The organism is Spirillospora sp. NPDC029432, from assembly GCF_040703975.1.
In the GTDB taxonomy this organism is placed as follows: Bacteria; Actinomycetota; Actinomycetes; order Streptosporangiales; family Streptosporangiaceae; genus Spirillospora.
In genome coordinates this window covers 58472-70842 of the sequence record NZ_JBEZWH010000010.1, presented here as the reverse complement: position 1 = coordinate 70842, position 12371 = coordinate 58472, and the positions used below count along the sequence as shown (strand labels likewise).

Sequence of the window (12371 nt, the reverse complement as noted above, 5' to 3'; positions counted from 1 at the left end):
TCAGCGCGCCCGGGTCAGCGCGCGCAGCGTGGCCTGGACCCCGTTGATCTGGCCCATCACGATCGCAATGTCCTCATCATGCGGGTAGGACTGGGCGCAGGGCGCGATCGTGGCGGTGATCAGCCGGTTCACCCGCGTCAGCTCGGCGCGCAGCACCGCCATGGTGTAAGCCAGCCAGACCGCCGGATCATCGGCGAAGGCGTAACCGCTCGCGCGAGACCAGGTCAGCGGTGTCAGGTGCGCCATCGCGCCCACCTCCCGGATGAACAGCAGCCCCTTGCGGACCTGATACGGCGTCAGCCCGGTCGCGGCGGTCAGTTGCGGGATGGTCAGCCCGGCCGGCCGCGCCTCCATCAACGCGACCCGGACCTGCTCACCGCACACGTTCTCCGCCAGTCTGCTGCGGCCCATCGTGATGCCCCAGACCAGGCGGGCTACTGGTCGCGCAGCAGCGCGGCCAGGCCATCGTCCAAGCTGGTGTTGCCGGTGTCCACGGCCGCCTCCACCCAGTCGGCCGCGCCCCGCAGCCGTGCCAGGTTGCGGTGCACCACGGCACGCTCCTCCTCGGTGAACGACTGCCCGCGCAAGCCCGGCACGATCCGCCCGGTCGAGGCCACGAACGCCGCGCACGCCCCCACCAGATCCACGAACCCCAAACTGTGCTGGATCCGCTCCAAGGCGGGCCCGACCGCCTTGCGCGCCGGCCCGGCCGCCCGCTGCGCCTGCTCGGTCTGCGCGCGGTTGACCAGGTGACGGGCGGTGTCATCGGCCATCGCCTGCCGCGCCACCGCCGGCCGCCGCAGCAAGTCCGTCGCCACCGCAGCCGCCACCTCCTCATCGCGCGCCAGATCGTGAATGGCCCGGACCTTCTCGCCCGCCGACTCGGGCCGCTGCACCTGCCAGCCCAGCACACGGCTGGCCGCATCCGTGGTCCACCGACGCTCCCCGGTGCGCTCCAGCACCGGCGGCCGCGTGATCCGCTCCCACCGAGCCCGCTCGTCAGAGATCGCCGCCAGGATGCTGTGCACCCGATGCGATACTCCCGCCGCGCGGCGCGGCTCCGGCCAACGCGCCGACACCCACCGGTAATCGCGGACGGTACTGGCCGCTAGCCCCACGTCCTGGGCGAAGGCGCCCAGCACCGCGGTCACCTCGTACGATTCCTCGCCCGCCCCCGGGTGCGCGCCGCCATGCCGCTGCATCGGCGCGATCTCCAACGCGATATCACCGATCCGGAACTGCGCCCGGGTGGCCTCATCCACCAGCCGACGCGCCTGCTCCACCAACTCCCGGTACCGGTCCGCGGTCACCTTCCCGACCATCTCGGCCGCGCTCCCAGACATGCCAGCTCCTCCTCGCAAGCGAGTGAAGGCGCGGCACAACCAGCTTCCCTCTGATCACCAATCGTGACAATACTCGCGCACAAGGTCCTTTTGCTCAGGCCCGGACAGTGTGCCAGCTCCAAGATCACCATTCAAAGACAAGCACTTAAGGAGCTCAGGCGGCCGGGGTGGCGTGACCGGTCGTTGGGGAAGCCGCCGGGAGCTGGGGGTTGCATCCGGTACTGGGGTACAGGTTTACCGTCAAGGTATGGAACTGAATCAGGTACAGGCGGGGCCGGTCGGCGCAGGTCAGGGCGAGGGGTGGGCGCCGGAGGCGTGCACGTTGCCGACGGCCGAGTGGCCGCTGCGGGTGGCGGAGTTCGATGCGCTGTTCGCCGAGGCGGTAACCGACGTGCAGGCGGCCGGGCCGGGTTCGCATGGTGCTGCGGCCCGAGCCGCAGGTGGCCGGGCGGGTGGCCGTGCTGGCGGCGCGTGAGACCGGGTGCTGCTCGTTCTTCACCTTCACCCTGACCGCCACCGGCGGTGAGCTGGCCCTGCAGGTCAGTGTCGGCGACCGGCACATCGAGGTCCTGGACGCGCTGGCCGCCCGCGCCACCGCGATAAGCACGGCGGCGACGGGGGCGCGGCCGTGACCGGTTCTTCCCCCACCGGCGGTTCGGGCGGGCGGTTACGCAGCGGGCAGGTCGCGGCCGCGGCCGGGATCGGCCGGCAGACGCTGCGCTACTACGAGCGGCGCGGCCTGCTGGCCAGGCCGGACCGCACCCCGGGCGGGCACCGGCTGTATCCGGTGCAGGCGGTGACGCTGCTGCGGGTGATCAAGACCGCGCAGCGGCTGGGGTTCACCCTGGACGAGGTCGCCGAGCTGCTGGAGGCCGGCACGCACCGGCACCGCCGGCCCGATACCGGGCTGGCCGAACGCGCCCGCGCCAAACTCACCGAGGTCGAAAACAAGATCGGCGACCTGCAGGTCATCGCGGGCACGCTGCGCCAGGCCCTGGCAGCCGGATGCGACGACCTGATCGCCTGCGCCGCCGAACAGCAGTGCCCGCTGCCGTTCGCCGACCTGGCCCAGCAACCCGCCCCCGCCGACCCGGCAGGCCTGGACGGCACCACCGGTCCGAAGGGCGCGGCCGGGTGCGCCGGGGCGGGGTGCGGGTGCTGACCGGCAAGGTGGTGGTGCAGCGGCTGGTGACCGAGGTCCTCAACGGCGGCCACCTGGAACTGGTCGACCAGCTGTACGCGCCCGCGCAGGCCGAGGAGGCCCGGGCCTGGATCGGCGCGTTCCGCACCTCGTTCCCCGACGTGCACATGGACATCGTCGAGCTGATCGCCGAACCCGCACCCGCCGGCACCGGAAAGGAGACGGTGGTGGGCCGGTTCACCTGCTCGGGGACCCACACCGGGACCTGGCGCGGGCACCCGCCCACCGGCCGCCGGTTCGAGAACATCGACGAGGTCGGCATCTACCGCATCACCGGCGGCCGCATCACCGACTCCTGGACGCTGGAGGACACCCTGACCCGCCTGCGGCACCTCGCCCTGCCCGCCCCCGATGCGGTGGAGACGCGCTCATGATCGGCCCCCAGAACCGGCCACACCCCGCCCCACGCCCGGCGCCGGGGACCAGGCCGGGCGAACCGGCAAGCGCGCCGGCACCGGGCTGGCGGGACTGGCGTGCGTGGCCTGCTGCGCGCTGCCCGTCCTGATCGCCGCTGGACTGATCGGCGGCGGCGCGGCCGCCGCGCTGGCTTCGGCGATGCCGCAGATCGCGGCCGTGCTGGCGATCGCCGCCGCGATCACCTTCGGCTGGGCGGTGCACCGCAGCCGCCGACGCACCTGCCGCGCCGCCGGCAAGGCCGCCGGGGGCGGCTGCGCGAGCGGCTGCTCCTGCTCGGCATCACCCACCGGCGCTCGCTGAGCCGGGGCTTGAGCAGCAACCGAACGGCCAGTGGCGTTAGCGCGCCGTCGACACGCGGTTAACCGCCACCGGCCGTTCCGATCCGGGGATCCGCAGAGTCGGCTACGCGTCCTCGGCGGCCGCGAGGGTCTTGTGGACGACGCCGACCGAGACCTTGACGTCGGCGGCGATGGTGCGGATGGATTCCCCGCGTCGGCGGCGGGCCCAGATCGCGGCGCGCTTGTCGTCATCGACCACAGGGCGCCGCCCGCCGACGCGGCCCGGCGGCGGGCCGCCTCCAGGCCGTCCTTGGTCTTGCGGGCGATGTCGCGGCGCCGGTCCTCGGCCAGGGCCAGTACCAGGTCGAGGATCAGGGAGCGCTCGGTGTGCTCGCCGGGCCGCGATGCCCTCCAGCCCTCAGTGACCCTTGGTCACGTCCAGGTCCTTGGGCGTCAGGGCGAACACCACGACCACCGAAACCAGCATGATCGCGGCACCGAGGCCGCCGACCAGCGTCAGGCCGTGGGTGAAGGCCGCCTGGGCCTGGGCGGCGGCCGCGGCGCCGGCGGGGCCCAGGTCGGCCAGGACGTGCAGGGCGCCGCCCAGGGACTCCTGCGCTGTCCCCACCTCCTTGGGGCCCAGGCCCGCGGCGGCGAGGTCGGATGCCGGCAGTTCGGCCCGGTAGAGGGCAGCCGCTGCGCTACCCAGCACGGCCACGCCCAGGACCGCGCCCAGTTCGTAGGAGGTCTCCTCGATCGCTGCGGCACTGCCCGCGTGCTCGGCCGGGGTTCCCGACATGATGATCGCCGAGGCGATGGCCAGGGCGCCCATGCCCGCGCCGAGCAGGGTCAGGAAGAGCGCGACCGGTACGTAGGACAGCGGTTGGGGAGCCACGGCCAAGGCTGCGAAGCCCAGACCCGTCAGCGCCAGGCCGCCCACCAGGACGGTGCGGGCGCCGATCCACTGGGCCAGCACCGGCGACAGCGGGGAGATCACCGCTGCAGCGACGGCCATCGGCAGCAGCCCGATCCCCGCCTGCAGGGGCGACCACCCCTGCACCAGTTGGAACCACTGTGCCGCGAGCAGCAGAGCCGATCCCATGGCCAGCATGATGAACAGCGCCGCCAGTGTCCCGGCCGTGAAGGAGGGAAGGGCGAACAGGCGCACCCTCAGCAGCGGCGAGTCGCTGTTGAGGCAGCGCAGGACGAACCAGACCAGCAGGGCCAGTCCCGCAGCCAGCGTCAGCAGGGCCAGGGTATCGGCCGGTCCTTCTTTGGCGATGCGCTTGATGCCCCACACCAGGGAGATCATGCCCGCGATCGACAGGACGGTGGCCAACGCGTCCCAGCGTCCGGGGTGCGGATTGCGGGCCTCGGGCAGCAGGAACAGGCTCACGACGACGGCCACGGCCATCCAGGGTACGTTCACCAGGAACGCCGCGTGCCAGGAGAAGTGCTCCAGCAGCAGCCCGCCGACGATGGGTCCCACGGCCGCTCCCAGGGAGGCGACGGCCGCCCAGATACCCAGGGCCATGGCGCGTTCGGCGGGGTCGGTGAACAGGCTGCGGATCATCGACAGCGTGGCCGGCATGATCATCGCCCCGCCCACGCCCAGCAGGGCGCGCACGGCGATCACTGCGGGGGCCGACTCGGCCACGACGACCAGTAGGGAGGCCCCGCCGAAGATCGCGAAGCCGATAAGGAGGATTTTCTTGCGGCCCCAGCGGTCTCCGAGCGTGCTCATGGTGACCAGGAGGCCGGCCAGGATCAGCGAGTAGATGTCGACGATCCACAGCTGCTGGGCCGCGGTCGGGGACAGCGCCGCGGCCATGTCGGGCAGGGCGACGTTGAGGATGGTCATGTCCATGACCACCACCAGCAGGCTGGCGGACAACACGGCCAGGGCGCCCCAGCGACGGCCTGCGGACAGGTGTCCGGCGGTGGCGCCCGGTGCGTCGGAGGTATGCGGAGTACTCACGTGCGGTCCTTCAGGGAAGTGCTCATCAGGGCGGTGATGGCCATGCTCAGCGATGCCTCGTCAAGGGGCTGGTCGTTGATCAGGGCGTGCATGAGGACACCGTCCAGGTAGACGGCCGTGGCCAGAGCTGCTTCGGGTGAGGCGTAGGCCTGCAGGATCTCGGTCGCGCCCAGTACCCAGTGCCGGGCGAACGGGCGCAGTTCGGGTTTGTGTATGCCGGCGAAGTAGAGCAGGCTCTCGGCGCGCAGCCGTTCGCGGTCCTCCAGGTAGGCGGCGAACAGGGCGGCGATGCCCTCGGGGCGCCCGTCGCAGGCGCGGATCTCCTCCGCCAACTCGCGCAGCTCCTCGTCGGCCTGGCCGACGATGGCCTGCAGGGCGGCGGCACGCAGGTCGTCCAGGGAAGCGAAGTAGTAGGTGGTGGCGCCCAGAGGCACCCGGGCCCGTTCGGCCACCCGTCGATGTGTCAGAGCCGAGCTGCCGTTGGCGATCATCTCCTGCACAGCGGCTTCGACCATGGCGCGGCGGCGCCCCTCGGGGTCCCTGCGGGAGGTCATGGGCGCTCCCCCTGTGCGCGTCGCCCGAAGGTGCGGAACAGCATCTTTTTCACTCCAATGTTTGGTACATCCGTACAAGTACAAGCGTACTAGAAATCAGGCGCCTTCTGGGGGCGAGGAGGATTACTACAGGATTTAGCGGTAGAGCCGGGCACACCCCGGATCATGAACCCCTCCGTGCCCCCGAGGGGATGCCCGCCGAACCAGGCCGAGGCCGAGCGCCTGGTCCGCCTGCTCCACAAGGCGCGCGACCTCATCGGCGGACACGCCACCGTGGGCGAGCGCACCGTCGTCCACACCGTCGGCGGGCAGGTCTGGCATGGGGCGCCCACCGCCGTGGCCGCCTGCCGCTCCACCCTCGACCCGCTGCGCCTGCGCGTCTCGACCGCCCCGGTCTCCTGCCGGCGCTGCTCCGCCCGCGCCCGGCACGCCGCCGACAGCCTCGCCCCGACCCAGCTCGCCCTCTTCGACGGCGGCGGTGAAGTCGGCGCGACCCGCATCGGAACGCTGAGTGGCGGCACGCCCAACCGGCATGGCTCCCTAACGCCACTGACCGTTCGGTTGCTGCTCAAGCCCCGAGCCCCCTGCCCGGGGCGGCCGCGACGGGCCGGGGAGACCGGGTTGACCTTCGAGTCGACTGCAAGGTCTAGGGTCGGCGCCGTGAGCACGATGCGGATCTCCCAGCTGGCCGAACACACCGGTGTCTCGGCCAGCACGCTGCGGTACTACGACCACGCCGGGCTGCTGCCCGCCGACCGCGCCCCCGCCGGATACCGCCGCTACGGACCCGCGGCCATCGAGCGGCTGGAGTTCATCGCGGCCGCCAAACACCTCGGCCTGTCCCTGGAGGAGATCGCCGGCCTGCTGGTGGTCCGCGACACCGGGTCCTGCGCCCAGGTCCGCGCCCGGCTACGCCCCCAGCTCACCGCCCAGATCGACCAGGCCGAACACCGCATCACCCAACTGCGGGCCTTCACCGCCACCCTGCGCGCCGCCGTGCACCGCCTGGACGCCCTACCCGACCGGCCCGCCTCCTGCGATCCGGCCTGCCACTTCCTGGACCCCGCCCTGCGCACCGGCACCCCCCGGCCCAGCCACACCGGCCGCCTGGCACCGGCCCCAGCCGGCTGACCCGGGCCACCGCCCCCCGCCCGGGGGCGATCCACCCGACACCGCTGGCGACCATCGCGATCCTGACCCGTACCTGCTGAACAACCCGAACGTGACATCTGCATGCTCATCGCCCGCTCCATCGCCCTGTTCGTGCTGGCCGCCTTCGCCGAGATCGGCGGCGCCTGGCTGGTCTGGCAAGGCGTCCGCGAACACCGCGGCTGGATCTGGATCGGCGCCGGCGTCATCGCCCTCGGCCTCTACGGCTTCGTGGCCACCCTGCAGCCCGACGCCAACTTCGGCCGCATCCTGGCCGCCTACGGCGGCGTGTTCGTCGCCGGCTCCCTGGCCTGGGGCATGGTCGCCGACGGCTTCCGCCCCGACCGCTGGGACATCACCGGCGCCGTCGTCTGCCTGATCGGCGTCGCGGTCATCATGTACGCCCCGCGCGGCTGTGACACAGAACTTGCATTACCTGTCACACTGACCGGCAGCAGCTCGCGTCCGCCCAGCTCGCCGCCGAGCGGGCAGGGGCGACTCGGCAACGTTATGTGTCACACCGGCCTGCGGAGGTCACCGCCGTGTCCGTCGTCGCCTTCCCCGGCCGCCCCGGCCCGCACGGTGCGGCGACCCTCGCGGCCGCCGTCGACCGCTACCTGGACCAGGTCCCGGCCGCGACCACCCGCGCCAGCTACGACGACACTCTCGCCCGGCTCATCGACGTCGCCGGCGGCGCCAGCCCCGTCGCCGACCTGGCCCCCGAGGACTACGCCGCGGTGATGGACCGGTGGAACGGCGCGGCCGCCGCCACCTGGAACCGGCACCTGTCCGCGCTCACCTCCTTCACCACCTGGGCGCAGCGCCGGGAACTCCTGGCCACCAACCCGGCGCGACGGCTGGAGCGCCGCAAGACCGCCCGCCGCGGCGACCGCGCCATCCCCCGCGCCCGCCTCGACAAGCTGTTCGGCGATGACGCGCACGGGCTGCGCGAGCGGGTGCTGTGGCGAATGCTGTACGAGACCGCCGCCCGCGCCGAAGAAATCCTCTCCCTCAACATCGAGGACCTGGACCCCGAGTTCCGCCGCGCCCGCGTGACCTCCAAAGGCGGCGCGATCGAGTACGTGCACTGGGCCACCGGCACCGCCCGGCTGCTGCCCCGCCTACTCAAAGGCCGCACATCAGGGCCGGTGTTCCTGGCCGACCGGCGCGCCCCCACCTCCGGCCCCCGCGCCCCCGCGGCCGCCGACACCTGCCCGGCCACCGGACGCGGCCGCCTGTCCTACCCGCGGGCCGAATACCTGTTCAAGACCGCCACCCGCGCACTCGACCCGCACGGCCGGGGCTGGACCCTCCACCAGTTGCGCCACTCCGCCCTGCAGCATCTGGCAGCCGCCGGCCGCACCGCCACCGAACTCCAGGCCAAATCCCGCCACGCCCACCTGGCCAGCCTCGGCACCTACGTCCGCCTCGGCGAGCAGACCTCAGCCAAGGTCACCGCCGACGCCGACCCCGCCGCACGCCGCCGCACCCGCTGACCAGCCTGCCCCTCGCAACTGCTCATGAGGGACGGCGCCGGGAGACCTCTCTCACCTGGGCATTGCCCCTTTCAGGCTTATCTTGGCTGCCCCCCAGGTAGCGCCGAACGGCCACAAGCACGATCTCAGCACCGACGCACCCACCAGCCGTTCTCGTGTGAGGCCAGCGGGTCGGGGTGGCTTCCGGCGCGGTAGAGCTCGTCGAGTGGTTCCACCAGGCGACGCAGCTCGCGGGCAGGTCGCGCACGGAGCGCGTGAAGAGCGAGTTCCAGGGTCGCTCGCGCTTCGGTCCGGTGAACCGGAAGGCACAGTTCGCATCCGCAGCCGCCGGACAGTGCGCGGCTGGGGCGATGGGCCACCAGCGACCACGAGCGCAAGGCGTCGGCGATCGCGCCCCGCCACAGACGGTCGTGTTCCACACGTGCGACCGCCGCCCTCAACGCGGTGGACGCGTGCGGAAGTCGCGCGGCCGGATTCCGCGGCCGTCCTCGCGCGCGGGAGGAACTGGAGATCCGGACCTGGGAAGGCCGCCTACGCGGCATCATCCCTTCGGAGCGGCTTCATGATCCTCATCATGCCAGCCCTGAGGACCGGTACACCCCGCGCGCGAAGATTTTCCTGGTCGGTCAGGGCCGTACATAGCGTTGGTACGTGGGGCCCGAGGCCAGGGTGCGGTGCTCGGCCAGGCGCAGCCGCAGTTCCTTTTCGACGGGCAGGTACGGTTTGCCGCCTCCGACGATCACGGGGAGCGTGTACACCCAGAACTCGTCGATCAGGTCCAGCATGGACGTGGCCAGTTCGGGGCCGCCTAGCTGGAGGGTGCCGTCGATCTCCTGCTTGAGGCGCGTCGCCGTGGACACGGCGTCCTTGCGGCGGACGATCGTGACCCCTTCGGGGGCGGTCTGGAGGGTGTCGGAGAAGACGTACCGGGGCGTCTCCTTGTAGAGCTGGGCGAACTCCCGCTCGAGGGCCGGGGCGCCTTCCTGGCCGAGGTCCTGCGTCCAGGGCTTTTCCATCGCCTCGTACAGGCGCCGCCCGAAGAGGAACGCCGAGATCCGGCGAACGTGGTCGTTCGCCGCCTGGTGGAAGTCGTCGCCCGGCTCGAAGAAGTCCATGCCGCCGTTGGGTGCCTCGATATAGCCGTCGATCGAGGTGTTCATCCAGTAGATGACCGTGCCCACGAAAGTCCTCCTTGATCGTCGAGACCGTGCGGAGTGGAGACCCGCTGGAGTGGCGGAACTCATCGGAGGGACGGTACTGAAAGGCGCCCCCACGGTTTCGGGTCTCGTGCCCGCAGGTCAGGTGTCCGTCGCTCGGCGGGCTCGGAGGGCGCGGAGTTTGTGGCGGTTGCCGCACCGTTCCATCGCGCACCAGCGCCGGGCGCCGGGACGGGAGGAGTCGACGAACACCAGCGGGCAGTCGTCGCTCGCGCATTCGCGGATGCGTCCGGAGAGCGGGCCGGACAGCAGCTCGATCATTTCCCGGGCCAGGGTCGACAGCGCCTGCGTCGCCCGTACCGGTGCCGCCCAGCCGGCCGTTCCGGCGGCCAGCTGGGGGACCAGCGGGGGTTCGGACGCGGCCTGGTTGATGTCGGTCACCGCTCTGGCAGGGAGCGTGCGCCGCGCTGCTTGGGCGTGCGCCGCGACCCAGATCGCCTGGCGGAGGGTCTTGGCCGCGGCGAGCTCGCCGGCCGTCACCGGGACGGTCACGGCCGCGTCCAGCGGCGGCTCGGCCAGCCATCTCGCCAGGTCGGCGGGCTCGTGGAGGGTCTCGAACACCGCGTACCGGCCCTCGCCGCCGGTGTGGGCGAAGTCCAGGCAGACGGCGCCGGCGTCGAACCGGAACGACCCTCCCTTGGGGTCGTGCAGGACCCGCCCGGTTGTCGTCGCTCGCATCGAACCACCATAACCGGTGTTGCCGGACACGAGTTGAAGCAGTGTCGGAGGATGGGTGGATGTGGGACCCGGGCGTCACGCCGAGCCGGACGGGGCTCGGCTCAGATCCACGACGCAGAAGGCGTTGCCGTCCGGATCGGTGAGGACGACGAAGTCCGGGTCCGGCGGGTACAGGTCCCAGCCGGCCCTGGCGGCCCCGAGCCCGATCAGGCGCTCGACCTCGGTCTCCTGCTCGGTCGTGGTGTCCACCAGCAGGTCGAGATGGATGCGCGGATGCGCCTGGGCGGGCGACTCGCTGAGCATCAGGGTGAGCGCCCGGCCCGATCCGTCCGCGTGTTCCAGGGTCCTCCAGGTCGGGCTCTCCCACTCCGGCGTGGGCACCAGGTCCAGCGCGGCCGTCCAGAACGCGACGGCGCGCGGGACGTCGGTCACTCCGATCACCGGGAATCCGAGCCTGAGCATGATCCGAGTCTAGGGACGGCTCCTTCATTCCACGACGTTCGTGTTGTGCAGCGCGCCGATCCACCACCGGCCGTCCCGGCGGACGGCGACGGCGGTGCCGTGGTTGGCGAAGTCACCGTTCGGCGTGGTCATCTCCTGCCTGAAGTGCACGACGGCCGTGTCGGGTCCGGGCATCACCACGCTCAGCGTCTCCGAGCGCATCTTCCAGGTGGACGCGGCGGTGGCGAGGCGGGCCGTGTGGTACGCGAACAGCTCGTCCCAGCCGCGGATCATCGTCCCGTCGGGGACCACGACGACGGCGTCGGCGGCGAACGGCCGGTCCAGCACGCGCGCCTCCTTGCGGTTGAAGCCCTCCTGCAGTTCCAGGACGAGCGCCTGCAATTCCGCCAGGTCGTGCTCGCCGACCGGGGTGGTGTGGACATCGGGCCTTGGCATCATTTCGACTCCTCGCTCGGTACAACTGAACGCTACGGATGCGCTGCTCGGCCGCGCATCCGTCAGATGACCAGGCCTACTTCAAAGGATTTCCTTGGGTGTATGCGAGGAAATTATGGAATTGACTTGGGTTGAGGGGATTTCGAGGATGGTGTGGCCGACCGATGCGAGTGCAGGAGGTGCCACATGGCCGGTGACCTCGGAGAACTGGAGAGGCTGAGCCGGGAGCTCGGCGGGGCGAGCAGCGCGCTGGACGACCGGCTGGGCATCGAGTACGTCGAAGCCACGGCCGAGCGGGTGGTGGCCCGGATGCCCGTGGGCGGGAACACCCAGGTGTACGGCACGCTGCACGGCGGTGCGTCGTGCGCGCTGGCCGAGGCCGTCGGCTCCTGCGCCGCCGCGCTCCATGCCGGTCCCGGCCGGATGGCGGTCGGCATCGAGCTCAACGCCACCCACCACCGTCCGGCCGGCTCGGGCCAGGTCACGGCCGTGGCCACGGTGACGCACGCCGGCCGGACGCTGGTGACCTGCGGCGTCGTCATCACCGATGAGCGCGGCCGCCGGGTCTGCACAGTGCGGGTCACCTCGATGCTGCGCGAGCGTCCCGGTGGAGGGCCCGACGTCGCCACCGTGGTCGCGTCACTGGCCTCCCGTGGCGCAGGCGAGATCACGCACCCGGGCGGCACCTTGCTGGCCCATCTGGAACGGGTCCATGCGCTGCTGGAGGAGTGGGGCGCGAGACCGGTGGTGCGGTTCGCCGGACTCTGCCACGCCTTCTACGGCACCGACGGCTTCCCCACCGCGCTGGGCGACCCGGCCCGCCGGGACGAGCTGGCCGCGCTCATCGGTGAGGAGGCCGAGCGGCTCGTCCACCTCTACGCCGCCTGCGACCGCCGCTACACCTATCCCCGTCTCGCCGAGCCCGAAGGGCCGTTCAGGGACCGGTTCACCGGCGCGCTGCACCACCCCCTGCCGCGGCTCCGGCGCGACTTCGCCGAACTCACCGTGGCCAACGAGCTGGACCTCATGCGCGCCGACCGCGACCTGCGCGCCGAGCACGGGCCGGATCTCCTCGAACGGTTCGCCTCCTGGCGGGCGCTTCTGAGCGATCGCGCCTGGCAGGCCGTCCGGGCCACCCTGCCTTGACCGGCAGCCCCGGCGGC

16 protein-coding genes and 2 pseudogenes are annotated in these 12371 nt (G+C 71.9%); 9 read left to right on the top strand and 9 right to left on the bottom strand.

Going from position 1 to position 12371, the window contains the following annotated elements; translation table 11 throughout:
• On the bottom strand, positions 1 to 411 hold the full coding sequence (locus AB0881_RS10625) for a hypothetical protein (RefSeq protein WP_366616022.1): 411 nt from the start codon (positions 409 to 411) through the stop codon (positions 1 to 3).
• 23 nt (positions 412 to 434) lie between these two features.
• A complete protein-coding gene (locus tag AB0881_RS10620; protein ID WP_366616020.1) occupies positions 435 to 1343 on the bottom strand; it encodes a DUF6192 family protein in 909 nt (302 codons plus the stop codon).
• A 416-nt stretch (positions 1344 to 1759) separates the two neighbouring features.
• Here AB0881_RS10620 and AB0881_RS10615 point away from each other — a divergent pair, with 416 nt between their 5' ends.
• Genes AB0881_RS10615 through AB0881_RS10600 form a run of 4 tightly spaced genes read left to right on the top strand, consistent with a single transcriptional unit; the run spans position 1760 to position 3261 of the window.
• A complete protein-coding gene (locus AB0881_RS10615) occupies positions 1760 to 1975 on the top strand; it encodes a hypothetical protein (protein WP_366616018.1) in 216 nt (71 codons plus the stop codon).
• A complete protein-coding gene (locus tag AB0881_RS10610) occupies positions 1972 to 2505 on the top strand; it encodes a MerR family transcriptional regulator (protein ID WP_366616017.1) in 534 nt (177 codons plus the stop codon). The genes AB0881_RS10615 and AB0881_RS10610 overlap by 4 nt, the downstream gene beginning before the upstream one ends.
• Entirely contained in the window at positions 2499 to 2918 is a 420-nt protein-coding gene (locus AB0881_RS10605) for an ester cyclase (protein ID WP_366616015.1), read from the top strand. Before AB0881_RS10610 ends, AB0881_RS10605 begins: the two co-directional genes overlap by 7 nt.
• Positions 2896 to 3261, top strand: a complete 366-nt coding sequence (locus AB0881_RS10600; RefSeq protein ID WP_366616014.1) for a hypothetical protein — start codon at positions 2896 to 2898, stop codon at positions 3259 to 3261. The genes AB0881_RS10605 and AB0881_RS10600 overlap by 23 nt, the downstream gene beginning before the upstream one ends.
• Before the next feature lie 102 nt (positions 3262 to 3363).
• On the opposite strand, the gene AB0881_RS10595 is transcribed toward AB0881_RS10600, so the two are convergent.
• The 3 genes from AB0881_RS10595 to AB0881_RS10585 form a co-directional block, all read right to left on the bottom strand.
• Positions 3364 to 3498, bottom strand: coding sequence for a hypothetical protein (locus AB0881_RS10595; RefSeq protein WP_366616012.1), 135 nt, complete (start codon positions 3496 to 3498; stop codon positions 3364 to 3366).
• 159 nt (positions 3499 to 3657) lie between these two features.
• On the bottom strand, positions 3658 to 5217 hold the full coding sequence (locus AB0881_RS10590; RefSeq protein ID WP_366616011.1) for an MFS transporter: 1560 nt from the start codon (positions 5215 to 5217) through the stop codon (positions 3658 to 3660).
• Complete coding sequence (locus tag AB0881_RS10585) at positions 5214 to 5771, bottom strand: TetR family transcriptional regulator (RefSeq protein WP_366616009.1); 558 nt, start codon at positions 5769 to 5771, stop codon at positions 5214 to 5216. Before AB0881_RS10585 ends, AB0881_RS10590 begins: the two co-directional genes overlap by 4 nt.
• Before the next feature lie 177 nt (positions 5772 to 5948).
• Between AB0881_RS10585 and AB0881_RS10580 the strand changes: the two genes are divergently transcribed.
• The 3 genes and pseudogenes from AB0881_RS10580 (at position 5949) to AB0881_RS10570 (ending at position 8416) form a co-directional block, all read left to right on the top strand.
• The gene (locus AB0881_RS10580) at positions 5949 to 6902 is read left to right on the top strand and encodes a MerR family transcriptional regulator (protein ID WP_366616008.1); all 954 of its coding nucleotides are present in this window, start codon (positions 5949 to 5951) and stop codon (positions 6900 to 6902) included.
• Between the two features lie 102 nt (positions 6903 to 7004).
• A pseudogene (locus AB0881_RS10575) lies at positions 7005 to 7334 on the top strand (YnfA family protein); the annotation flags it as partial.
• Positions 7335 to 7462: 128 nt separating this feature from the next.
• Positions 7463 to 8416: a tyrosine-type recombinase/integrase gene (locus tag AB0881_RS10570; RefSeq protein WP_366616007.1), complete on the top strand. Its 954-nt coding sequence runs from the start codon at positions 7463 to 7465 to the stop codon at positions 8414 to 8416.
• A 626-nt stretch (positions 8417 to 9042) separates the two neighbouring features.
• Here AB0881_RS10570 and AB0881_RS10565 read toward each other — a convergent pair.
• The 4 genes from AB0881_RS10565 to AB0881_RS10550 form a co-directional block, all read right to left on the bottom strand.
• Positions 9043 to 9597, bottom strand: a complete 555-nt coding sequence (locus tag AB0881_RS10565; protein ID WP_366616005.1) for a dihydrofolate reductase family protein — start codon at positions 9595 to 9597, stop codon at positions 9043 to 9045.
• 117 nt (positions 9598 to 9714) lie between these two features.
• Complete coding sequence (locus AB0881_RS10560; protein WP_366616004.1) at positions 9715 to 10311, bottom strand: ABATE domain-containing protein; 597 nt, start codon at positions 10309 to 10311, stop codon at positions 9715 to 9717.
• Positions 10312 to 10386: 75 nt separating this feature from the next.
• Entirely contained in the window at positions 10387 to 10773 is a 387-nt protein-coding gene (locus AB0881_RS10555) for a VOC family protein (RefSeq protein WP_366616002.1), read from the bottom strand.
• A gap of 24 nt (positions 10774 to 10797) precedes the next feature.
• Positions 10798 to 11208 carry an SgcJ/EcaC family oxidoreductase gene (locus AB0881_RS10550; protein ID WP_366616001.1) on the bottom strand — a complete coding sequence of 137 codons (411 nt, stop codon included), beginning with the start codon at positions 11206 to 11208 and terminating at the stop codon, positions 10798 to 10800.
• A 186-nt stretch (positions 11209 to 11394) separates the two neighbouring features.
• Here AB0881_RS10550 and AB0881_RS10545 point away from each other — a divergent pair.
• A pseudogene (locus AB0881_RS10545) lies at positions 11395 to 11808 on the top strand (PaaI family thioesterase); the annotation flags it as partial.
• A complete protein-coding gene (locus AB0881_RS10540; protein ID WP_366616202.1) occupies positions 11797 to 12354 on the top strand; it encodes a DUF6817 domain-containing protein in 558 nt (185 codons plus the stop codon). The pseudogene AB0881_RS10545 and the gene AB0881_RS10540, both read left to right, overlap by 12 nt.
• Positions 12355 to 12371: the final 17 nt, after the last annotated feature.